Consider the following 22,131-nt stretch of genomic DNA (forward strand, 5'->3'; position numbering starts at 1 on the left):
CCCGGGTCAGGCTGTGGTGGCTAGATGTCCAGGAAGCGCACGTCGTGCGCGTTGCGCTGGATGAAGCCGCGGCGCGACTCGACGTCCTCACCCATGAGGATGGAGAACATCTCGTCGGCGGCGGCCGCGTCGTCGATGGTGACCTGGCGCAGCGTCCGTGTGTCCGGGTTCATCGTGGTCTCCCACAGCTCCTGGTCGTTCATCTCGCCCAGGCCCTTGTAGCGCTGGATGCCGCTCTCCTTGGGCAGGCGCTTGCCGGCGCGCGCACCCTCCGCCAGGAACGCGTCCTTCTCCTTGTCGGTGTACACGTACTGGTGCGGCGCGTTGGACCACTTCAGCCGGTACAGCGGCGGCTGCGCCAGGTAGACGTGGCCGTTCTCCACCAGCGGGCGCATGTACCGGAACAGCAGCGTCAGCAGCAGCGTGGTGATGTGCTGGCCGTCGACGTCGGCGTCGGCCATGAGCACGATCTTCCAGTAGCGCAGCTTGTCGACGTCGAAGTCCTCGCCGATGCCGGTGCCGAAGGCGGTGATCAGGGCCTGGATCTCCTGGTTGCCCAGGGCCCGGTCGAGGCGGGCCTTCTCCACGTTGAGGATCTTCCCGCGCAGCGGGAGGATCGCCTGCGTCTCGGGGTCGCGGCCCTGCACGGCGGAGCCGCCGGCCGAGTCTCCCTCGACGATGAAGATCTCCGAGACCCTCGGGTCCCGGCTGGAGCAGTCCTTGAGCTTGCCGGGCATCGAGTTGGACTCGAGCAGGCCCTTGCGGCGGGTCGCCTCGCGGGCCTTGCGGGCCGCCAGGCGGGCGGCCGCCGCCTGCTGGGACTTGCGGAAGATGTCCTTCGCCTCGTTCGGGTGGCTGTCGAGCCAGTCGCCGAGGTGGGAGTAGAGCTGGGTCTGGACGAAGGTGCGGGCCTCGGTGTTGCCGAGCTTGGTCTTCGTCTGGCCCTCGAACTGCGGCTCGCCGAGCTTGACGGAGACGACGGCGGTCAGGCCCTCGCGGATGTCGTCGCCCGTGAGGTTCTCGTCCTTCTCCTTGAGCATCCCCTTGTCGCGGGCGTACTTGTTCATCAGCGAGGTCAGCGCCGCGCGGAAGCCCTCCTCGTGGGTGCCGCCCTCGGTGGTGTTGATGGTGTTGGCGTAGGTGTGCACGGCCTCGGAGTACCCGGAGGTCCACTGCATCGCGATCTCCACGGAGATGCGCCGCTCGCGGTCCTCCGCCTCCAGGGAGATGACGTCGGGGTGGACCAGCTCGACCTTCTTCGTCGAGTTGAGGTGCTTGACGTAGTCGCGCAGCCCGCCCTCGTACATGTACGAGACCTCGCGGTGCCCGGTGCGGGCGTCGTCGCCGGGGCCGGCGGCGTCGCCCGTGATCTCGTCGCCCTCGTCGGTGACGCCGGAGCGCTCGTCGGTCAGCGTGATGCGCAGGCCCTTGTTCAGGAAGGCCATCTGCTGGAAGCGGGCGCGGAGCGTCTCGAAGCTGTAGTCGGTGGTCTCGAAGATGTCACCGTTGGCCCAGAAGGTGACGGCCGTGCCGGTCTCCTCGGTGGGGTCGCCCTTGGCGAGCGGGCCGGTGGGGACGCCGTCGACGAAGCCCATCCGCCAGGTGAAGCCCTGCCGCCGGACCTCGACCTGGAGCCGGTGGGACAGGGCGTTGACCACGGAGACGCCCACGCCGTGCAGACCGCCGGAGACGGCGTACCCGCCGCCGCCGAACTTGCCGCCGGCGTGCAGGATGGTGAGGACCACCTCGACCGCCGGCTTGCCCTCGGACTCGACGATGTCGACCGGGATGCCGCGGCCGTTGTCGACCACCTTCACCCCGCCGTCGGCGAGGAGGGTGACCTCGATGTGGTCGCAGTAGCCGGCCAGCGCCTCGTCTACCGAGTTGTCCACGACCTCGTAGACGAGGTGGTGCAGGCCGCGCTCGCCGGTGGAGCCGATGTACATGCCGGGCCGCTTGCGCACCGCCTCGAGCCCCTCGAGGACGGTGATGTTGCTGGCGCCGTACTCCTGGGTCACCGGCACGGTGCCGGCGTTGTGCAGTGCCGATGCCTCGGGTGCCGCCGGTGCCTCGGGCACGCTCTCGGTCACGTCGTTCTCGGCAGCGTCAGCACGGTGGTCAGCCACGGTCGTAGGCTCTCCTCGTCTCGCGGGCAGCGCACCGTCGCCACCTGGCCGTGAGGCCGGGCGCGGGGCCACCGCTTGATCCCCTGGGCGTGGTTCCGCGCCGCACGGGTGGGTCGGTCGATTCTACAGCGAGCGGGCCGAAAACCGCGAATATCCACAGGGTCTGTCCACAGGTGGAAAGGCGGACGGGCGGGGTCGTCAGCCGTAGGTGTCGCGCGGGCCGCGCCCAGGCACCGAACGGCGGCCGCGCTTCCAGCTGGGACCGCCCGGGCCGAGCACCGTGATGGACGTGACCGTGCCCTCACCGACCTCCTCCGCGAGGCGCCGTTCCAGCTGCGGGAGCAGCAGCCGCACCTGTGTGGCCCAGGCGGTCGAGGTGGTGCGGAGGACCAGTGCGCCCTCCTCGAAGGTCTCCACCTGGCAGTGGTCCGCCAGCTGGTCCCCGACCACCTCGCGCCACCGGCCGACCACGCCGCCCACGCTCAACGGGGTGCTCCACCCGCGCTGCGCGAGCATCCGGGCGGCGATCCCCGCCAGCGGCTGGGGGTCGCGCCGCGAGGGCCCGGGGCCGCTGATGCCGTAGCCGAGGCCCGGGCCGGGGCGCCACGCGCCGGGGGCCGGGGCGCCGTCGACGTCCTCGACGGTGGGCTCCGCCGTCGTCCCGCGGCGACGGCGGGGGGCGGGGGCGCGGTAGTGCCCCTTGGCGCGGGCGGCCTCGCGGGCGCGGTCGAGGGCCAGGCGGGCGACGGCGTCCTGGTCGCCGGTCTCCGCCGGCTCCGTGGGTCCGGTGGGTCGGGTGGGCTCAGGCACGGGTGACCTCCCCGCCGTGGACGTCGAACCGGGCCCCGTCGAGCGCGGCCGGGACGTCCTCCGGCACGGCGGCCGTGATGAGCACCTGCTGCGCGTGCGCGACCATGCCGGCGAGCCGCTCCCGCCGGCGGGAGTCGAGCTCGGCGAAGACGTCGTCGAGGATCAGGACGGGCTCGCCGTCGCGGCCCCACGGCGACGCCTCGTCCTCCCGGAGCACCTCGTAGGAGGCGAGCCGGAGCGCCAGGGCGAACGACCAGGACTCGCCGTGGCTGGCGTACCCCTTGGCGGGCAGGGTGCCGAGCGAGAGGACGAGGTCGTCGCGGTGCGGCCCCACCAGGCAGACCCCGCGCTCGATCTCGCGCTCGCGGAGGCGGCCCATCGCGTCGATCATCCGCTGCGAGACGGCCTCGGTGTCGAGCAGCGCCTCCTCGCGGGTCTCCACGGCGCCGCGGGCGGCGTCACCGGCGGGTCCGCCGTCGGCGAGCTCGGCGGCGTCGAGCTCGGGAACCTCGTCGACGACGTCGATGCTGGCCCGGTAGTCGATGCGCGCGGTCCCCTGGCCGGCGCTGACCTGCTCGTAGGCCGTGGCCACGTGCGGGCGCAGCTTCCTGATGAGCTGGGCGCGGGCCGTGACGAGCTGGGCGCCCGCCCGCGCGAGCTGGCCGTCCCACACGTCCAGGGTGCTCAGGTCGACGCGGCCGCCACGGCGGCGCGCGGCCCCGGCCGACTTCAGCAGGGCCCCGCGCTGGCGCAGCACCTTGTCGTACTCCGACCGCACGCCGGACAGCCGGGGGGTGATCAGCACCGTGAGCTCGTCGAGGAACCGCCGGCGGTGGCCGGGGTCGCCCTTCACGAGCTCGAGGTCCTCGGGGGCGAACACCACGGTGCGGACCACGCCGAGCACGTCGCGGGTGCGGGCGGGGGCTCGGTTGAGCCGCGCCCGGTTCGCCTTGCCGGCCACGATCTCGAGCTCGACCAGGGTGGGCCGGTCGCCGTGGACGATCTTGGCGCGCACCACCGCCCCGCCGGTGCCCTGGCGGACGAGGGCGGCGTCGGCGGCCACGCGGTGGCTGGAGAAGGTGGACAGGTAGGCCACCGACTCCACGAGGTTCGTCTTGCCCTGGCCGTTCTGGCCGACGAAGGCCGTCACCCCGGGCTCGAACGCCAGGACCACCTCGCGGTAGGACCGGAAGTCGTTCAGGGCGAGGTCCGAGACGTACATCCCCGCCCTGCTCCTTCCATTCCTGGTGGTGTCTACTCGCTCGCGCCGGGTGCCGCCACGGAACCCCGCTCCGCCGTCGCCCCGGGCGGGGCCCCGACCTTCGCGCCCCCGTCGGAGGCGTGCACGGCGTGCCCGCCGAACTGCTTGCGCAGCGCGGCCACGGCCCGCATCGCGGGCGAGTTCGGCTGGCGGGAGGAGAACCGCGCGAACAGCGCGGAGGAGATGACCGGGACCGGCACGGCGGCGTCGATCGCCTCGATGATGGTCCAGCGACCCTCGCCCGAGTCGTCCACCCAGCCCGAGATGTCGTCCAGGCCCGGGTCCTCCTCGACGGCCTTGACCATCAGGTCCAGCAGCCAGGAGCGCACCACGGTGCCGCGGCGCCAGGCGCCGAAGACCGCTCCGACGTCGGGGATGAGGTCGTCGCGCGCCTCGAGGAGCTGGTAGCCCTCGGCGTAGGCCTGCATGAGGCCGTACTCGATGCCGTTGTGGACCATCTTGGCGTAGTGCCCGGCGCCGACCGGCCCGGCGTGGACGAAGCCCTCCTCGCGGGGGCCCTCGGGGCGCAGCGCGTCGAAAACGGGCATGAGGTGCTCGATGTCCTCGGCGGCCCCGCCGGCCATGAGCCCGTACCCGTTCTCGCGGCCCCAGATGCCGCCGGAGACGCCGACGTCGACGTAGGAGATCCCGCGCTCGGCGAGGGTCTCCGCGTTGACGCGGTCCTCCTCGAAGTGAGAGTTGCCGCCCTCGACGACGAGGTCACCCTCGTCCAGGACCTCCGCGAGCTCCTCGAGCACGGCCGCCGTCGGCGGGCCCGCCGGGACCATCACCCAGATCACCCGGCGGGGCCGGGGCAGGGCGGCCGCGAGCTCGGCGAGCGTGGCGACCTCGGTGTTCTGCGGGTTGGCGTCGTAGCCGGTGACCTCCACGCCCGCGGCGCGCAGCCGCTCGGCCATGTTGCCGCCCATGCGTCCGAGCCCGACCATCCCGATGTGCATCTTGGTTCCCTCCGGTTTGCCGTCTCGCTCGTGCGCATGCCCGCGGTGCGGGCCGTGCGCCGTCCCCGGCCAGTGTGGCCCGGGAGGGCTCAGCCGGCGAACCGGATCGGCATCAGCAGGTAGCGGAACCCCGGGTCGTCGTCGCCCTCCAGCGAGCCCTGACCGGTCATGACGGCCGGCTTGGACGGGTGGGTGAACGACATCCGCACGAACGGGGTGGTGAGGGCGCCGAGGCCGTCGAGGAGGTAGTGCGGGTTGAACGCCGTGGTGATCGGCTCGCCCGTGAGCGTCGCCTCGAGCGCCTCGGAGGCCTGGGCGTCGTCGCCCTGGCCGGCCTCGAGCACCACCTGGCCCTCGCTGAAGGTCAGGCGGATCGGGGTGTTGCGCTCGGCGACGAGGCTGACGCGGCGGGCCGCCTCGACGAGGACGTGCGTGTTGACGACGGCGTGGGTGGTGGTGGTCTCGGGGAACAGCCGCCGCACGGGCGGGTAGTCCCCCTCGACCAGGAGCGACGTGGTGCGGCGGCCGCCCGCCTCGAAGCCGACCAGCGCGGCCGGCCCCTCGGTCGACAGCGCGACGTCGACCGAGCCGGCGCTCGTCAGCGACTTGGCGACGTCGGAGAGCGTGCGGGCCCGGACCAGGGCGAAGGAGCTGATGGACGGCGAGGCCGGGTGCCAGGTGAGCTCGCGCATGGCGAGGCGGTACCGGTCGGTGGCGAGGAGGGTGATCTTCTCGCCCTCGATCTCCATGCGGACGCCGGTCAGCAGCGGCAGCGTCTCGTCGCGGCTGGCCGCAATGGTCACCTGCGCGACCGCCTCGGTGAGGACGCCGGCCTCGACGCTGCCGCTGACGTCGGGCATCGCCGGCAGCGCCGGGTAGTCGTCCACCGGCATCGTCAGCAGCGTGAAACGGGAGGCGCCGCAGGTCAGGACGACCTTGGAGCCGTCCAGCGCGACGTCGACCGGCTTGGCGGGCAGGGCTTTGCAGATGTCTGCGAGGAGCCGGCCGGAGACCAGGACGACACCGGCGGACTCGACGTCCGCGGCAACCTCGGAGCGGGCGGAGACCTCGTAGTCGAAGCTCGAGAGGGTCAGCGTCCCGTCGGCGTCCGCCTCGAGCCGCACTCCGGCGAGGACGGGGACAGGGGGTCGTGCTGGGAGGGAACGTGCCGTCCAGGTGACAGCCTCGGTCAGGACGTCACGCTCGACCCGGAACTTCACGATGGATGACCTTCTCTCGATGAATCGCCGGAGGGTGCACGCGGCGCAGGCCAACCTTACGCGAGGAGTTCAAGGCCTCGGTAGCCGAATGACAAACCTGTGACACGAGATTGGGAACAGGTCGGTCCGGAGCCTCGTCGGTCGTCCACATCATTCCCCTCATATAGGTGTCTTCATCGTCGTAGCCCGTGTGGAAACTGTGGAGAACCGTCGTCGTCGCAGGTCACGGCGTCCCCGGCGATGTGGGCGGCGCGGTGGTCCGTGCTGTGCACGAAGCCCTGCGGCGGTGGATCTGTCATTCGTCCCCACGCGCCGTCCACCGAACTGCTGTCGTTCGTCCACGGCAACGTTTCCGGTTGTCCACCGCTGTCCACAGGTTTGTGCACAGCTGTGAATCTTCACTACATGGTCATCCGGGTCGGTGACAACCCCCTCGGGCAGGGGACTGACGTCACGGAAAGAACCTGCCCCGCGAGAGAGGGGGGCGACCGTGCAGACCCGCGTTGCCGGCGCGCGGCCGGCCGGGAACCGGCGGAGAGGCGCGGCACGGTCGGCGCCGCACCGCGGGCGTGCCCGGGTGAGGGGCGAGGCGCACGGCGTCTCGGCGGCGTGAGGTGAAGTGTCGTGACCGTGCGGGTGCCGCGGGTCAGGGCGCCGCGGCGTCCCGGTGCTCCAGATCAGGCGGCCGCGGCCTCGGCCCGGCCCGGGGCGTAGCGCCTGCACTCGAGGCCGGGGGTCAGGCGCCGCGGGCCTTCTGCTTGATGCGGTTCGTCAGCTCCGTCACCTGGTTGAAGGTCGAGCGCTTCTCGGCCATCTGCTCGCGGATCTTGCGGTTGGCGTGCATCACGGTGGTGTGGTCGCGGCCGCCGAACAGCTGGCCGATCTTCGGCAGCGAGAGATCCGTGAGCTCGCGGCACAGGTACATGGCGATCTGACGGGCGTTGACGAGCACCCGGGAGCGGTCCGCCGAGCAGAGCGCCTCGATGGAGACCGAGAAATAGTTTGCGGTCTGGCTCATGATGAGCGCCGGCGTGATGTCCTCGCCCTCGGGGTCGGTGATGAGGTCCTTGAGGACCATCTCCGCCAGCGACAGCTCGACCGGCTGGCGATTGAGGTTCGCGAACGCCGTCACACGGATGAGGGCACCCTCGAGCTCTCGGATGTTCGTGGAGATTCGCGAGGCGATGTACGAGAGCACCTCGTCGGAGGCCTGGAGGTTCTCGTTGACGGCCTTCTTCCGCAGGATCGCGATGCGGGTCTCCAGGTCCGGCGGCTGGACGTCGGTCAGCAGACCCCACTCGAACCGCGAGCGGAGGCGGTCCTCGAAACCGTTGAGCTGCTTGGGCGGCAGGTCGGAGGTGATCACGACCTGCTTGTTGTCGTTGTGGAGCGAGTTGAAGGTGTGGAAGAACTCCTCGACCGTCTGTTCCTTGCCGCCCAGGAACTGGATGTCGTCGATGAGCAGGACGTCGACGTTGCGGTACCGGCGCTGGAAGTTCTCGGCCTTGTCGTCCCGGATGGAGTTGATGAAGTCGTTGGTGAACTCCTCAGAGTTCACGTATCGCACGCGGATACCGGGGTAGAGGTTCCGGGCGTAGTGGCCGATGGCGTGGAGCAGGTGCGTCTTGCCCAGACCTGAGCCGCCGTAGATGAAGAGCGGGTTGTAGGCCTTGGCGGGCGCCTCGGCGACGGCGGTCGCAGCGGCGTGCGCGAACCGGTTCGACGCGCCGGTCACGAACGTCTCGAAGGTGTACTTCGGGTTCAGGCGCGAGGAGTCGACCGAGTGGTCGGCGGTGGAGGAGCCCCGGTCCGCGCTGTTTCGCTGGGGCACCGGGCGCTCGTCGACGGCCCGGCCGGGCGTGCGCGCCGAGGGCGCGCTCCGGTAGTCGTTCCCGGTCGCCGGGGTGAGAAAGTCCGAGCCGGCGGCCGGGGTGGCCGGGCTCTCCGGCGCCGACGCCGGAGCCGCAGCCTCGAGGGTCGGGTCGACCGTCACCGCGAAGCGGACGGGCGCGCCCACGACCTCGGCGAGCGCCTCGGTGATGGGGATGCGTGCCCGGGTCTCGAGGAAGTCCTTGGCGAAGTCGCTGGGCACCGCGAGGAGGATGGTCCCGTCGATGACGCCGAGCGGACGGGTCAGGCTGACGAACGCGAGCTGCCCCCGCCCGATCTCGCCCCGGGTGGTGAGAAGATCGACCGCGCGAGCCCAGCTCTCCGCGATCGGTTGGCTCTCGGGCACTGCGCTCCCCCTGGGACGACGTGGGTGTGATGTGTGAGTGTCGCACGGACCGTGCGTCGTCCACACGTTTGTCCACAAGTGTGGGTAGAGCGACAGTTGTTCATCTCTGAGTCATGCGGCGCTTGCTTGCGGACGGGATGAGGCTAGTACTGCCGCTCATCGGACGAGGCCGGTCCACAGGCCTGTGTGTCTCGATCCACAGCCCGGGGCGGCCCGGTCCGGATTGACCGGCGAAGTGGGCTCACGTACCGTGGGGAGGCCGTCTCGACGGATCTTCTGGTGTGCCCGCGAAGTGCGTGGCGGCCCGGGGGGCGTAGACGGGTCCGACCAGCACTGCCCGACCGTGGCGGGGCCTGACGAGTTACCGAGCGTTTTGGAGTAATGCCGTGAGCAAGCGCACTTTCCAGCCGAACAACCGGCGCCGGGCCAAGGTGCACGGGTTCCGCCTGCGGATGCGTACCCGCGCCGGTCGCGCCATTCTCGCCGCGCGCCGTCGCAAGGGGCGTTCCGAGCTCTCCGCCTGAGCCGACGGTGCTGCCGGCCCGGCACCGCATGCGCCGGTCTGAGGACTTCTCCGACGCAGTTCGCCGGGGTGCCCGCAGCGGTGCTCGACGCCTGGTCGTCCACCTGCGGGCAGGGGCCCAGACAGACCACTGGCCGACGAGCGGCCGCGACGATCGCGCGGTCCTCGTCGGCTTCGTCGTGCCCAAGGCGGTCGGGAACGCGGTGCGCCGTAACGAGGTGAAGCGCCGGCTCCGAGCGCTGATGGCCCAGCGGCTCCAGCTTCTCGAGGCGGGCACGCGGATCGTCGTCCGAGCGCTCCCCCCGGCCGCCGGGGCGAGCAGCGCCGAGCTGGCGCACGACCTCGACCGGGCGCTGGCCGGAGCACGACGACGCGAGGACAGCCGGACCGGCGCCGCCCGGGGCACGTCATGACTGACGAGGGGTCCGAGCGGCGGGCCTCGTCGCCGTCGACCGGTGAGGACGTTCGTCCACGTAATCCGTTGACCTGGTTGCTCCTCGGGCTCGTGCGGGTCTACCAGGCGGTCGTCTCGCCGTGGTTGCCGCCCAGCTGCAAGTACTACCCGTCCTGCTCGGCGTACGCGGTGACGGCACTTCGGCGGCACGGCGCCCTCAAGGGGACCGCGCTGGCCGGCTGGCGTCTGCTGCGGTGCAACCCGTGGAGCCGCGGCGGCGTGGATCACGTTCCTCCGCGGGGACGGTGGTCGAACACCCCGGCCGAGGTAACGGACGCGGATGTGGGCCAGCAGAGTTCGGACGAGGGTGTGGAAACCCGTACCCTCGGTGCAGACACTCGGGGGGCGCGGACGATCGCGCCGCAGGATCGCTAGGAGCGCACAGCATGGACTGGTTCGACACAATCCTGTACCCGATCATGGTCGCCGTCGCCTGGATCATGGTCAGGGTGCACGACCTGCTCGTGTGGCTCGGCATGTCCGCCGGCTCCGGCTGGGCGTGGGTGCTCTCGATCGTCGGACTGACGATCGTGATCCGGATCCTGATCATCCCGCTGTTCTTCAAGCAGATCAAAGCAGCACGCGGCATGCAGCTCGTGCAGCCCGAGATGCAGAAGCTCCAGAAGAAGTACAAGGGCAAGACCGACCCTGCATCGCGCCAGAAGATGCAGGAAGAGATGATGGCGCTGTACCGCGAGCACGGGACCAACCCGTTCGCGTCGTGCCTGCCGATCCTGCTGCAGATGCCGATCTTCTTCGCGCTCTTCCGGGTGCTGAACAGCCTGGGTCCGTTGTCCCAGGGAACCTATGCGGACGGGGACCGGGACTCCATCGGGCCCCTCACCCAGGAGCTGGCGCAGCAGGCGGAGCGCTCGACCCTGCTCGGCGCCCCGATCTCCGAGACGTTCCTGTCCTCGGATCTGACCACGGTCAAGATCGTCACGGTCCTGCTGATCATCCTGATGTCGGTGACGACGTTCCTCACCCAGCGCCAGCTGACGATGAAGAACATGCCGGCGTCGGCGCTCGACAACCCGATGGCCCGTCAGCAGAAGATGCTGATGTACATCCTGCCGCTGGTCTTCGCGTTCTCCGGGGTGAACTTCCCGATCGGTGTGCTCATCTACTGGTCGGTGTCGAACATGTGGTCGATGGGCCAGCAGTTCTACACGATCCGCAAGCAGCCCGCCCCGGGCTCGGAGGCCTACAAGGCGCGTCAGGAGCGTCTGGCGAAGAAGCGGGCTCGCAAGGGTCTCCCGCCCGAGGTCGAGGAGGACAAGCCGGTCACCGAGGTCGAGGAGCCGAAGGGGCAGCGTGTGCAGCCCAAGCGCAAGGACCGTGCCAAGAAGGTCCCGCCGCCCCTGACGCCCGCCCCGAGCGCTACCTCGTCGGCCGACCAGGCGGACCCCGGGGACGATGCCGAGCCGGACGAGGCGACGTCCGCCCCGGTCGGCAAGGACGGCCTCACCCCCGAGGAGCGCGCCCAGAAGCGTTACGACGAGCGTGCGGCACAGCGACGTGCCGCCGCAGCCAGGCGCAAGGCGCAGGCCAAGAACCAGGGCAAGAAGAAGTAGCATCCGTGCCCCCGAGGGCGCGCACGATCCAGCAGGCTGCCGTCGAGGCGGCCCAGGGCTAGAGAAGAGGACACCGCGTGAGCGAGGACGAGAAGGCCGGCGTCGACACCCCCAGGTCGACGAGCTCCGAGGCGATCAAGCGGCTGGAGGAGGAGGGCGAGATCGCCGCCGACTACCTCGAGGAGCTGCTCGACATCGCCGACCTCGACGGGGACATCGACATCGACGTCGACCACGGTCGGGCTGCCGTGGAGATCGTGTCCGAGGAGGACGGCTCCCGTTGGCTCAAGCGCCTCGTCGGCAAGGACGGCGAGGTGCTCGACGCCGTGCAGGAGCTCACCCGGCTGGCCGTCCAGGCGAAGACTGGCGAGCGGAGCCGGCTGATGCTCGACATCGCCGGGTACCGCAAGGGCAGGCGCACCGAGCTCACCCAGATCGCCGAGCAGGCGATCCGCGAGGTGCGGGCCTCCGGCGAGAAGCAGGCGCTGCCACCCATGAACCCGTTCGAGCGGAAGGTCGTGCACGACGTCGTTGCTGCCGCCGGGCTGGTCAGTGACTCGGAGGGTGTCGAGCCTGAGCGCCGCGTGGTCATCCACCCCGCCTGAACCGATGACCGGACCCGAGGATGAGGGCGTCGAGAAGCCGTCGGAGGCGGTTCGCGAGCTGTTCGGGCTGGCCTGGGCGCCGGCGGAGCACTTCGCGAGCATGCTCGTGGAGGAGGGCGAGCTGCGCGGCTTGATCGGGCCGCGCGAGCTGCCGCGGCTCTGGACCCGGCACCTGGTCAACTCGGCCGCCGTCGTGCCCTTCATCCCCGAAGGTGCGGCGGTCGCCGACGTCGGATCTGGTGCGGGGTTCCCCGGCGTGGTGGTCGCACTGTTGCGCCCCGACCTCGACGTCCACCTCATCGAGACGATGGAGCGCAGGGTCGCCTGGCTGTCCGACGTGGTCGAGGAGCTCGGCCTGGACAACGTCACCGTGGTCCAGGCGCGCGCCGAGGAGCTGCACGGCAAGGCGTCCTTCGATGTCGTCACCGCACGCGCCGTGGCCGCGATGGACAAGCTCGCCCGGTGGACACTGCCCCTCGTGAAGTCCGGAGGGCGCCTGGTCGCGCTCAAGGGGCAGCGGGCGGAGGACGAGGTCGACAGCGCCAAGCACGTGCTGCGCAAGTTGGGGGCATCGAACGTGCGGGTGGAGCGTGTCCGACCCGTCGCGGACGGTGAGATCACTACGGTCGTAGTAATCGACAAGCGTCGATAGTAACCCGGGCTTTGCAGGGACCCTGGAGGTCCTCCGGCAATTGGAACTCCTCGGGCACTCTTGCCAACGAGCCGGATCGTTGGCAAGAGTGCCCGCGCACGAGTTCTCAGGGAACTGGTCGATCCGCATGTGTCCGTCGCTGATCGCGAGCGGTCCTCCGGAAAAGCCGGAAGTGAGGACTCGCCTACTTGAGTCTCTACACCGATCGGCGACTGGGGTCCGGTGACTCTGTCATCTGCCGGTCCCTAACCCGGCCTCTGCGTCGCGGTCACGGCTGGGAGCGACGCGTGCATCCAGCGCTTCCGCTACTGGCCAGACGGCAAACGCCCTACGCCGTTTCGCGTGGACATTGATGCGCGCCAAGACATGCGTCTGGAGGCGCGCGCGGGTATGCGTCGTTCGGGAGCGCGCGAGATCGTGCATCCGGCGTGTGCCTTGGGCATGCGTGCTGGGTTCGGCAGATCCGCGACCGTAAGAGTTCCTGTGCGCGGGTTCTCGTTCCCGATGGAGGCAGGCCGGACACGAGAGCGGTCCGGCCGTGGCCCGCGAGCGGCCTAGCGTGCATTGAGGAGGCGGTTTCACGTGAAACATCTGGGCGGCGCAGTTGGCAGTGGCTCACACCCCGCGCGCTTGGGTCCAGCGGAATGTATCTGCATGAAAGATCCGTCATCGAGCTCCGGGTGCGAGGGCCGCGGGCCGAGCGCCATGCTTCTCGTGGTTATTCGCTGGCCGTTTCGAAAGGTGTCCTTCGGTTTGTGACGACTGACCCGCTTCAGCGTGCCTTCCGTGTTTCACGTGAAACCTTGATTTCACGTAAGCCCTGCTTCCCGAGTCTCGCAACGCATCTCGGGCCTGTTCTGTGGTCGGAGCTGAGCGATCCCAGCGTGTCCTGGTGAGAACAGGCCCCGAGTGCGCGCGGGATAACGTACTTGTCGAGCCAGGTATGTGTCGAGCATCCGGAACTCTTCACCGCGGCCTGGGACAGGCTAGGCCGATCTAAGGAGGGCTGCGTGCCACAGAAGACATGCCAGAGATCTGGCAGGTGAAGGGCTCAGCGAGGAAAGCCGTTTCGTTCCACGTGAAACATCGAATTGCTCGCTGTATTCCGTGAGCAGGTGGGATGGCTGTCGCTTCCGATCGTTACGCTGCCCGATGTCAGCCGGCCCCTCGTGGCCTGCCGGAGCGGGAAAGCAGCTGACCCCGACGCGCGCGAACGCCTCGCCAGTGGCCTCTAGAACGGTAGCGATACACCCTCGACCCGCTCCCGGCGTGGGCGGACAGTAGAGGACGAAGAAGGCGCGCGCGGTCCAGACCGATCTTCGGCACTCCTTCCCACGAACCAGGCTTGAATGCTTCACGTGAAACGGATCAGTGAGGCCGGCGCTTCCCCGAGGAGCCATCGTGCTCATCGGACCGCGCTACGAACGGCTATCTCGCAGCACGCAAGTAGCGCGCCCGTTCGGTTCCACACCGGGGCCCACCTCCTAGGTGCAAGCCGCGAAGGGGCCCGTTCGCCGCTGCTAACTGCTCGATTGGCCCCGCGCAGGGCAAAGAGGTTGATCCAAATGCCGAACCGGCTTCTTCTGCGTCCGCGGTTGTGGCGACAAGGTGTTTCACGTGAAACGACCAATCGCTCGGAACCAGAAACACCCCACCAGACGGTCTTGTCGATCTGGATGCAGGCGCGCCCGCGGCGGCCTGAGGGTCACTTCTGGAGCACGTTTGCTCCGGCCCAACTGATTGAGAAGAACTTTGCCGCAGTGCCGCCACGGCTCCTTCCGCAGGCGCCCTACGGTCCGGGCGCGCCATCAGGCGGTTTCACGTGAAACGCAATGGTCCGGCACCTGGAGCGGCGCTTGCTGCAATGGGCGCAACGCCGCAGGTCCCCTGGGGCCGCTACGTAAGGACGCGCACGACACCGGCGCATTGAGCTCTTGACTCGCGCCCGCAGCTGGGTCGGAGACCCGAGGCGCGGACAGGACGCTAAACACTGTGAATTCTGGCTACGCAGTTTGTTGGGTCGACTGTCGCAAACTGCCTTTTCGTCCGGCACCAATGCCGGATTCGCATCTGCCAGGGTCGCACCGCTTCTCCGTCAACTGCACCGGTTGCGGCTCGGCTGTCGGTTTCACGTGAAACACAGCCGCCCAGCCTCGCCCCTTCCCGGTCCAACCCGGGAACGCTGGGCTCGTGCCGCTTCTCCGCTGCACCGCGTCGTCGACCCTTATACCGATCTAGAGGATCCCTGCGGGCAGCCACGGGATTTCCCCGTGCCCGGCCGCGGCGTTGGCAGCTCGCGACAACCGATCCTCGGTCGCACCGGCATACCCCCCGCTGCAGTGCGAGCGGCTGTCGCGCGGTTTCACGTGAAACGGGCAGCAACCCGGGATGCGGACAACCGCGACGGAGGCAGCGACCTGGACGCCGATGACCAGGCCCTGGCGGTCGTCGCACGACGGGCCAGTTGGAGCGTGTGTCGCCCTGACCTGGACGACTCAAACATGCAGGCAGCGCGCCAAGGCGTCCATGCTCGGCGCGCGGCCCGACCTGGCTCGACGCGTTGCGCCTCCACGTGCCGCACGCTCTGGCCGAGGTGGCCGAGGTGGCCGAGGTGGCCGAGGTGGCCGGGGTGGCCGAGGTGGCCGACGAGCAGGTGAGGAGGCGAATCCATCGGCCAGCTGTACCGGCACGGTTTCACGTGAAACGCCGACGCGATGGTGTGTGGCACAGACGGACTGCTCTTTGCCACCGATTCTCGAGGTGTGCGCAGCCGGGGGCGTGGTCGTGCGTTCCTCCTCCGCGCATCACCGTCGCTGGGTTGTCGTTCAACTGTGAGGCAAATGCCACCGTTTCACGTGGAACGACGACTCGCTGTGGACAATGCAGAGCCGAGGTTCCGCACGCCATTACGATGCCAAGGAGCGATCGCATCGAGTGAAGGGGACGCTGTGCCTCCGCAGGACGAAACACGCGCGTCGAACGGTATCACTGCAGGTCAGGGCGTTGCTGACCCCCATGAACGGAGGCGCGCGGCCCTGCTGAGAAGCGTTCCGGAGACAGACGAGACGACTCCTCTCGCAGCACAGCTTGCCGAGGACGCGCGCCGGCGGATCAAACTGCAGGGAACCCACTTCCCCAAGCCACGTGAAACCCGGATCTTCACCATCGCCAACCAGAAGGGCGGTGTCGGCAAGACCACTACCACGGTAAACGTTGCTGCCGCCCTGGCGACTGGCGGGCTGAACGTTCTTGTTATTGACAACGACCCCCAGGGAAATGCCTCGACGGCGCTTGGGATCGAGCACCAGTCGGGCGTCCCCTCCATATACGACGTCATCATCGACGACGTGCCGCTGGGCGAGGTACTGCAGCCTTGTGAGAGCGTTCCGGGGCTGGTGGCTGCGCCCGCCACCATCGACCTGTCGGGTGCCGAGATCGAACTCGTGTCGATGGTCGCTCGGGAGAACCGACTTCGTAACGCCATCCGGGATCACGTGGAATCCCGGAAGGCCGAAGGGCTCGAACCGTACGACTACATCCTCATCGACTGCCCGCCGAGCCTCGGCCTTCTGACGATCAACGCATTCGTGGCCGCACGCGAGGTTCTGATCCCCATCCAGTGCGAGTACTACGCGCTGGAGGGATTGACCCAGCTGTTGAAGAACATCGAACTGATCCGCGGGCACCTCAACACTGATCTACACGTGTCGACGATCCTTCTGACGATGTTCGACGGACGCACGAACCTCGCTCGAGAGGTCGCCGAAGAGGTCCGTGAGCACTTCCCCGGCGAGACGCTCGAGGCAACTATTCCCCGGTCGGTCCGGATCTCCGAGGCTCCGAGCTACGGACAGACCGTCCTGACCTACGACCCCAGCTCGACAGGTGCCCTCGCATACCGCGAGGCGGCGCACGAGATCGCGAAGCGCGGCGCCGAAGCCAACACAGAAAACGACGGGCGCGTGTCGCAGGTCGCGGCCCAGTCCCAGAAGGAGAAGTCATGAGCGAGAAGCGACGGGGTCTCGGACGCGGCATCGGGGCCCTGATCCCGAGCGCGCCGGCTCAGCCGTCCGCCGGACCGGCCACCGCGACGGCGACCGCTCCGCGCCCGATGGATGTCTTCTTCCCCTCCTCGACGACCTCGGCATCCTCGGCCGAGGACGCGCCGGCAGCCGGCCAGGACGAGGCATCGACGGCGGGCTCCCGCCAACGCGCGTCGCGCACGGCAGCCGCACGCTCACTCATGGAGCCGGACAAGTCGCGGTCGCGGAGCAAGGCCAGCGGGACCCGGAAGCGCGCGGGCAACCGCACCGTCACCTCCCCGGGCACGGGGGTCGAGGACGATGAGACCCGCGCAGACGCGCGCACACCGGAACAGCTGCGGGGGGAAGAGGCGGCTCATCCATCGACTCGAGAGGCTCCTTCGGATCTTCCGCCGGCGGCGCCGTCGGGCTCGGACATCAACAGTCCCGCAGCGGCCCCGGCCCCGGACGGCGCCCCGGCCCCGGACGGCGCCCCTGCCCCGGACGGCGCCCCTGCCCCGGACGGCGCCCCTGCCCCGGACGGCGCCCCTGCCCCGGACGGCGCCCCTGCCCTTGACAAGGCGGCTGCTCCGGACACGGCGCCAGCCCAGGACGAGGTCGCGGAGCCTGAGCCTGAGCAGGAGCTCCCGGTTGAGACCGGCGCTTCAGGGGCAGCTGACGCCCCCTCACGCCCGTCCGCGGACAGCGAGGCCCGGGTAGACGCATCGAAGACCGCGACGGACGAAGCTGAGGAGGAAGCACCGGTTACGCCCGACCCCGAGTCGGAGCCCTCGTCGGCCTCCACCGATGCGGAGACCGCCCCGTCAGCGGTCGACGACGGCGGGCTCGTCCCGGTCCCCGGCGCGTCCTTCGCAGAGATCCCCGTCGACCACATCGTCCCCAACACCAGGCAGCCGCGGCAGGTGTTCGACGAGGAGGAGCTCGACGAGCTTGCCGCGTCGATCCGCGAGGTCGGCGTGCTCCAGCCGGTGGTCGTCCGCCCGCTGCCGGGAGCCGGCACGGACGGTGCGCAGTACGAGCTCATCATGGGCGAGCGGCGCTGGCGCGCCTCCCAGCAGGCCGGCAACGACACGATCCCGGCCGTCATCCGCGAGACGGGTGACGGAGACCTTCTCCGCGACGCTCTGCTCGAGAACCTCCACCGCGCGAACCTCAACCCGCTGGAGGAGGCGGCCGCCTACCAGCAGCTCCTCGACGACTTCGGCTGCACCCACGACGAGCTGGCGAGCCGGATCGTGCGCTCTCGGCCCCAGATCTCCAACACCCTCCGACTCCTCAAGCTCCCTCCCCTCGTGCAGCGGCGCGTGGCGGCCGGCGTCCTGTCGGCGGGGCACGCGAGGGCGCTGCTCGGGCTGTCCGACGGCGCCGCGATGGAACGCCTGGCACAGAAGATCGTCGCCGAGGGGCTCAGTGTGCGGGCGACGGAGGAGATCGTTGCGCTCGGGGACGAGCCGGTCGCGCCGGAGATGCGACGCCGGCCGCGGGCGGGTGCGCACGCCGAGGACCTCAACCGTCTCGCCACGCGCCTGGCGGACCGCCTCGACACCCGCGTGAAGGTCAACCTCGGTCAGCGCAAGGGCCGGATCGCCATCGAGTTCGCCAGCGTGGAGGATCTCAACCGGATCCTGGACGTCCTCGCCCCGGGCGAGGACCACATCGCGCCGACGAACTGACCCGACGGCACGCCGCGCAAGGGCAGAACTCGTTGAGCAGTACGCGGACGGCGGTCGGTCCTGCCGCGTGGCGGATCGGTAGGGCTGGCGCCCGGAAGGTGGCTCAGCCCTGCTGCGCGACCCGCACGAGGTCGAGGTACAGATCGCCGAGACTGGCGTGGTCCGCCTGGACGGCCTGCGGGAAGAGGGACGTCTCGGTCATGCCGGGTGACACGTTGACGTCGAGGAACCAGGCCACGCCGTCCGCGTCCAGGATCATGTCGGTCCGCGAGAGGTGCCGCAGGCCGAGCGTGCGATGCACGGCGACGGCGAGCTCGCCCACTGTGCGGGTGCCGGCCTCGTCCAGCCGGGCGGGCACGAAGTACTCGCTGCGGCCGGGGTTGTAGCGGGCGTCGTAGTCGTACGGACCCTCGGTGACGATCTCGACGGCCGGAAGGGCGCGCGGTCCGTCGCCCAGGTCGACGACCGAGACGGCCACCTCGGTCCCGCGTACGGCGTGCTCGAGCAGGGCCTCGTCACCGTAGGCGAAGCAGGCGACCATGGCCTCGGGCAGGTCCTCGGACCGCTCGACGACCGTGACGCCCAGCGCGGACCCGCCGCTGGCCGGCTTGACCGCGAGGGGCAGCCCGATCTTGCGCTCCACGGCGCCGAGGAGCGTGCGCGCCCCGACCTCCCGGAAGAGCGACTGAGGCAGGGCGGCGTGGTCCGGCGTCGGCAGGCCGGCCTGGCGCAGCAGCGCCTTGGCGACCGGCTTGTGGGAGGCCAGGCGGCAGGCGGAGGGCTCGCTGCCGACGAAGGGCAGGCCCAGCAGCGTGAGCAGGTCCTGCAGGGACCCGTCCTCCCCGCTCGAGCCGTGCACCAGCGGCCAGACCACGTCGGGCGCCATCTCCTGCAACTGCGCCACGAGGGAGGCGTCCACGTCGAGCACGCGCACCGTGACGCCCTGGTCGCGCAGCACCCCGGCGACCCGGCGGCCCGAGCGCAGGGAGACGTCGCGCTCGTGGGATAGGCCACCGGCGAGAATCGCGACGGTGAGCTCGGTGCGGGGCTGGTCGGACATCGATACCTCTTCCTCAGACCTGGTCGGGCGACGGGAACTCGACGGAGTCCCCGATCCGGTCGTGGTGGGTCGCCGTGCCGAACATCGACACCAGCTCGCTCTCCGCGTGGACCACGGTCGCGAGGCGACGCACCCCCTCCCGGATGCGCTCCGGCGTCGGGTAGCAGAACGAGAGCCGCACGTGGTCCCGGCCCTGCCCGTCCGCGTAGAACGCGGTGCCGGAGACGTAGGCGACGAGGTTGGTCACGGCGCGCGGCAGCATCGCCTGGGCGTCGAGCCCCGCAGGCAGGGTGACCCAGGTGTAGAAGCCGCCCTCGGGCACGGTCCAGGAGGCCTCGGGGAGGAACTCGGCGAGCGCGCCGAGCATGGCGTCGCGCCGCTCGCGGTACATGGAGCGGTACTGCTTCACCTGCCCGTACCAGTCGTAGGTGGACAGGTAGGTCGCGATGGAGAGCTGTCCCATCATCGTGGGCGACAGGATCGCCGACTCGCTGGCCAGCACGAGCTTCTCGCGCACCGCATGGGGAGCCAGGGCCCAGCCGACCCGGTAGCCGGGGGCGAAGGTCTTCGAGAAGGACCCGAGGTACACCACGCCGTCGGCGTCGAAGCTCTTCAGCGCCGGCAGCGGGTCCGCGTCGAACCCGAGGAGGCCGTAGGGGTTGTCCTCGAGGATGAGCACGTGGTGGCGGCGGCAGATCTCCACGATCTCCGGCCGCCGCTCGAGGGTGAGGGTGACGCCCGCGGGGTTGTGGAAGTTCGGCACCGTGTAGAGGAACTTGACGGTCCGTCCGGCCCGCTTGAGCTCGGTGAGCGTACGGTCGAGCTCGGCGGGCACGAGACCGTCGTCGTCCATCGGGACGTGGACCACGTCGGCCTGGTAGGCGCGGAAGACACCGAGGGCACCGACGTAGCTGGGCGCCTCGGCCACGACGACGTCGCCGGGGTTGATGAAGATCTCGGTGACCAGGTCCAGCGCCTGCTGCGACCCGGTGGTGACGACGATGTCGTCGGGGTGGGCGTGGATGTGGTCGTAACGCATGACCTCCACGATCTGCTCGCGCAGCTCCTCCTCGCCCTGGCCGCCGCCGTACTGCAACGCGCGCGGCCCTCGCTCACGGAGCAGCTTGGCGGTCATCTCGGCGAGGAAGTCGAGCGGCAGGCCGTCGATGTTCGGCATACCACCGGCGAGGGAGACCACCTCGGGCCGGTTGGCGACGGCGAACAGCGACCGCACCTCGGAGGCGCGCATGCCGTGGGCCCGGTCGGCGTAGCTGGTGAACCAGGGGTCGAGCCGGGTGCCGGCGGGGGCGGCGGCAGCGGCGGCGTCCTGCCCGCTGTGCTCGCCCTGCCCTGCCTGCGCACCCTGTGCGTTCATCCCTGGCTCCCTGAGGTCGTGTACGACGGCGGCCCGGTGCGCCACCCGTCCCGTGCAGTCTGCCACCGCGGCGGGGGTGGCCGTCACGAGGGACGTCTGGTGGGCGCGTCGCGAGAGCGCCCCCGCCTCCCGAGACCGGGAGACGGGGGCGCAGGGGTGTGCCGCTCCTAGGAGAGGAACTCCGAGAGCTGCTCGGTGAACGCCTTCTTCGGCTTGCCGCCGACGATGGACTTCACGAGCTCACCGTTCTGGTAGACGTTGAACGTCGGGATCGACACGATGCCGTAGCGCTGGGCGACGGCCGGGTTGGCGTCGGTGTCGAGCTTGACGAACTTCATCTTGTCGCCGTGGGCGGCCGCGATCTCGTCGATGATCGGTGCCATCTGGCGGCACGGCGCGCACCAGGTCGCCCAGAAGTCGACGAGGACGGGGACGTCGGAGTTGAGGACCTCCGCGTCGAAGGTCGCGTCGGTGACGTTGCTGACGGTGCTCATGGATTCCTTTCGCTGGCGTCCCTCAGACGAGGACGGCGCCCTGGGGGGTCTGGGAGGTGTCCGTGCCGGGCTCGCCGGCCTCGTCGAGGGCGGCGAGGAAGCGCTCGGCGTCCAGGGCGGCGGAGCAGCCGGTGCCGGCGGCGGTGATGGCCTGGCGGTAGGTGTGGTCCACGGCGTCGCCGCAGGCGAAGACCCCGGGCACGCTGGTGGCGGTGGTCGGCGCGGCGACGGTGATGTACCCCTCGTCGTCGAGGTCGACCTGGCCCTGGAGGATCTGGGTGCGGGGGTCGTGCCCGATGGCCACGAAGATGCCGGTGGCGTCGATCTCGCGCTCCTGGCCGGTGACGGTGTCGCGCAGGGTCGCGCCGGTGACCTTCGCCTCGCCGTGGATGGCGACGACCTCGCTGTTCCAGGCGAACTCGATCTTCTCGTTGGCCAGGGCGCGCTCGGCCATGATCTTGCTGGCGCGCAGCTCGTCGCGGCGGTGGACGACGGTGACCTTGTCCACGAACCGGGTCAGGAAGGTGGCCTCCTCCATCGCGGAGTCCCCGCCGCCGACGACCAGGACGTGCTGGTTGCGGAAGAAGAAGCCGTCGCAGGTGGCGCACCAGGAGACCCCGCGCCCGGAGAAGGTCTTCTCCTCGGGCAGGCCGAGCTCGCGGTAGGCCGAGCCGTTGGCCAGGATGACGGCGCGGGCGGGATAAGTCTCGTCCTCGTCGGTGGTGACGGTCTTGACGTCCCCGGCCAGGTCGACGGCCACGACGTCCTCGTAGCGGATCTCGGCGCCGAAGCGCTCGGCCTGCTTCTGCATGTTCTCCATCAGCTCCGGGCCGAGGATGCCCTCGGGGAAGCCGGGGAAGTTCTCCACCTCGGTGGTGTTCATCAGCGCCCCGCCGGCGGTGACCGAGCCGGCGAAGACGATCGGGCGCAGGTTCGCCCGCGCCGCGTAGATCGCCGCGGTGTACCCGGCCGGGCCGGACCCCACGATGATGACGTCACGAACCTCGGACGCGTTCTCCTGTGCAGGCATGCTCTTCCTCACGTGATTGGGACTCCTACGCCCTTC

At 69.9% G+C, this 22,131-nt stretch carries 19 protein-coding genes; 8 read left to right on the top strand and 11 right to left on the bottom strand.

Annotated elements, in window-relative coordinates; genetic code table 11:
* Positions 1–20: 20 nt before the first annotated feature.
* The 6 genes from gyrB to dnaA form a co-directional block, all read right to left on the bottom strand.
* A complete protein-coding gene (gene gyrB / locus KZX45_RS07410) occupies positions 21–2,042 on the bottom strand; it encodes a DNA topoisomerase (ATP-hydrolyzing) subunit B (protein ID WP_248257194.1) in 2,022 nt (673 codons plus the stop codon).
* A gap of 282 nt (positions 2,043–2,324) precedes the next feature.
* Positions 2,325–2,936, bottom strand: a complete 612-nt coding sequence (locus tag KZX45_RS07415) for a DUF721 domain-containing protein (RefSeq protein WP_248257079.1) — start codon at positions 2,934–2,936, stop codon at positions 2,325–2,327.
* Complete coding sequence (gene recF / locus KZX45_RS07420; protein ID WP_248257080.1) at positions 2,929–4,158, bottom strand: DNA replication/repair protein RecF; 1,230 nt, start codon at positions 4,156–4,158, stop codon at positions 2,929–2,931. The genes KZX45_RS07415 and recF overlap by 8 nt, the downstream gene beginning before the upstream one ends.
* 32 nt (positions 4,159–4,190) lie before the next feature.
* The gene (gnd, locus tag KZX45_RS07425; protein ID WP_248257081.1) at positions 4,191–5,156 is read right to left on the bottom strand and encodes a phosphogluconate dehydrogenase (NAD(+)-dependent, decarboxylating); all 966 of its coding nucleotides are present in this window, start codon (positions 5,154–5,156) and stop codon (positions 4,191–4,193) included.
* 89 nt (positions 5,157–5,245) lie between these two features.
* Positions 5,246–6,376 carry a DNA polymerase III subunit beta gene (gene dnaN / locus KZX45_RS07430; RefSeq protein ID WP_248257082.1) on the bottom strand — a complete coding sequence of 377 codons (1,131 nt, stop codon included), beginning with the start codon at positions 6,374–6,376 and terminating at the stop codon, positions 5,246–5,248.
* Between the two features lie 736 nt (positions 6,377–7,112).
* Entirely contained in the window at positions 7,113–8,612 is a 1,500-nt protein-coding gene (gene dnaA / locus KZX45_RS07435; RefSeq protein WP_248257083.1) for a chromosomal replication initiator protein DnaA, read from the bottom strand.
* A 386-nt stretch (positions 8,613–8,998) separates the two neighbouring features.
* Here dnaA and rpmH point away from each other — a divergent pair, with 386 nt between their 5' ends.
* From rpmH to KZX45_RS07470, 7 genes are all read left to right on the top strand, one after another.
* A complete protein-coding gene (rpmH, locus tag KZX45_RS07440; protein ID WP_096382907.1) occupies positions 8,999–9,136 on the top strand; it encodes a 50S ribosomal protein L34 in 138 nt (45 codons plus the stop codon).
* A gap of 7 nt (positions 9,137–9,143) precedes the next feature.
* Positions 9,144–9,548 (top strand): ribonuclease P protein component, encoded by a 405-nt coding sequence (rnpA, locus tag KZX45_RS07445; RefSeq protein WP_248257084.1) that lies wholly within the window; start codon positions 9,144–9,146, stop codon positions 9,546–9,548.
* The gene (gene yidD, locus KZX45_RS07450) at positions 9,545–9,964 is read left to right on the top strand and encodes a membrane protein insertion efficiency factor YidD (RefSeq protein ID WP_248257085.1); all 420 of its coding nucleotides are present in this window, start codon (positions 9,545–9,547) and stop codon (positions 9,962–9,964) included. The genes rnpA and yidD overlap by 4 nt, the downstream gene beginning before the upstream one ends.
* An 11-nt stretch (positions 9,965–9,975) precedes the next feature.
* On the top strand, positions 9,976–11,163 hold the full coding sequence (gene yidC / locus KZX45_RS07455; RefSeq protein WP_248257086.1) for a membrane protein insertase YidC: 1,188 nt from the start codon (positions 9,976–9,978) through the stop codon (positions 11,161–11,163).
* A 77-nt stretch (positions 11,164–11,240) separates the two neighbouring features.
* Positions 11,241–11,768, top strand: coding sequence for a protein jag (locus KZX45_RS07460; protein WP_374112567.1), 528 nt, complete (start codon positions 11,241–11,243; stop codon positions 11,766–11,768).
* 4 nt (positions 11,769–11,772) lie between these two features.
* Positions 11,773–12,420 carry a 16S rRNA (guanine(527)-N(7))-methyltransferase RsmG gene (rsmG, locus tag KZX45_RS07465; RefSeq protein ID WP_248257087.1) on the top strand — a complete coding sequence of 216 codons (648 nt, stop codon included), beginning with the start codon at positions 11,773–11,775 and terminating at the stop codon, positions 12,418–12,420.
* Between the two features lie 2,948 nt (positions 12,421–15,368).
* Positions 15,369–16,424 (top strand): ParA family protein, encoded by a 1,056-nt coding sequence (locus tag KZX45_RS07470; RefSeq protein ID WP_308221715.1) that lies wholly within the window; start codon positions 15,369–15,371, stop codon positions 16,422–16,424.
* Positions 16,425–16,482: 58 nt separating this feature from the next.
* Here the strand turns inward: KZX45_RS07470 and KZX45_RS07475 are convergent, their stop codons facing one another.
* Complete coding sequence (locus KZX45_RS07475; protein WP_248257200.1) at positions 16,483–16,731, bottom strand: hypothetical protein; 249 nt, start codon at positions 16,729–16,731, stop codon at positions 16,483–16,485.
* Between KZX45_RS07475 and KZX45_RS20445 the strand changes: the two genes are divergently transcribed.
* Positions 16,664–18,136 carry a ParB/RepB/Spo0J family partition protein gene (locus KZX45_RS20445; protein WP_374112571.1) on the top strand — a complete coding sequence of 491 codons (1,473 nt, stop codon included), beginning with the start codon at positions 16,664–16,666 and terminating at the stop codon, positions 18,134–18,136. The two genes, KZX45_RS07475 and KZX45_RS20445, sit on opposite strands and share 68 nt — an antisense overlap.
* 103 nt (positions 18,137–18,239) lie before the next feature.
* Here KZX45_RS20445 and KZX45_RS07485 read toward each other — a convergent pair whose 3' ends face one another.
* The 4 genes from KZX45_RS07485 to trxB form a co-directional block, all read right to left on the bottom strand.
* Entirely contained in the window at positions 18,240–19,196 is a 957-nt protein-coding gene (locus KZX45_RS07485) for a D-alanine--D-alanine ligase (RefSeq protein ID WP_248257088.1), read from the bottom strand.
* Between the two features lie 13 nt (positions 19,197–19,209).
* Entirely contained in the window at positions 19,210–20,571 is a 1,362-nt protein-coding gene (locus tag KZX45_RS07490) for a PLP-dependent aminotransferase family protein (RefSeq protein WP_248257089.1), read from the bottom strand.
* Between the two features lie 167 nt (positions 20,572–20,738).
* A complete protein-coding gene (trxA, locus tag KZX45_RS07495; RefSeq protein WP_248257090.1) occupies positions 20,739–21,065 on the bottom strand; it encodes a thioredoxin in 327 nt (108 codons plus the stop codon).
* Positions 21,066–21,087: 22 nt separating this feature from the next.
* Positions 21,088–22,095 (bottom strand): thioredoxin-disulfide reductase, encoded by a 1,008-nt coding sequence (gene trxB, locus KZX45_RS07500; RefSeq protein ID WP_248257091.1) that lies wholly within the window; start codon positions 22,093–22,095, stop codon positions 21,088–21,090.
* Positions 22,096–22,131: the final 36 nt, after the last annotated feature.

It is taken from the genome of Georgenia sp. EYE_87 (assembly GCF_023148685.1).
In the GTDB taxonomy this organism is placed as follows: Bacteria; Actinomycetota; Actinomycetes; order Actinomycetales; family Actinomycetaceae; genus Georgenia.

Bases quoted from the DNA above. Each gene is read 5' to 3' on its own strand.
- gnd (WP_248257081.1), bottom strand. From the start codon at position 5,156: ATGCACATCGGGATGGTCGGGCTCGGACGCATGGGCGGCAACATGGCC.
- KZX45_RS07490 (WP_248257089.1), bottom strand. From the start codon at position 20,571: ATGAACGCACAGGGTGCGCAGGCAGGGCAGGGCGAGCACAGCGGGCAG.
- KZX45_RS20445 (WP_374112571.1), top strand. From the start codon at position 16,664: ATGGAGCCGGACAAGTCGCGGTCGCGGAGCAAGGCCAGCGGGACCCGG.
- yidC (WP_248257086.1), top strand. From the start codon at position 9,976: ATGGACTGGTTCGACACAATCCTGTACCCGATCATGGTCGCCGTCGCC.
- rsmG (WP_248257087.1), top strand. From the start codon at position 11,773: ATGACCGGACCCGAGGATGAGGGCGTCGAGAAGCCGTCGGAGGCGGTT.
- yidD (WP_248257085.1), top strand. From the start codon at position 9,545: ATGACTGACGAGGGGTCCGAGCGGCGGGCCTCGTCGCCGTCGACCGGT.
- KZX45_RS07485 (WP_248257088.1), bottom strand. From the start codon at position 19,196: ATGTCCGACCAGCCCCGCACCGAGCTCACCGTCGCGATTCTCGCCGGT.
- trxB (WP_248257091.1), bottom strand. From the start codon at position 22,095: ATGCCTGCACAGGAGAACGCGTCCGAGGTTCGTGACGTCATCATCGTG.
- recF (WP_248257080.1), bottom strand. From the start codon at position 4,158: ATGTACGTCTCGGACCTCGCCCTGAACGACTTCCGGTCCTACCGCGAG.
- trxA (WP_248257090.1), bottom strand. From the start codon at position 21,065: ATGAGCACCGTCAGCAACGTCACCGACGCGACCTTCGACGCGGAGGTC.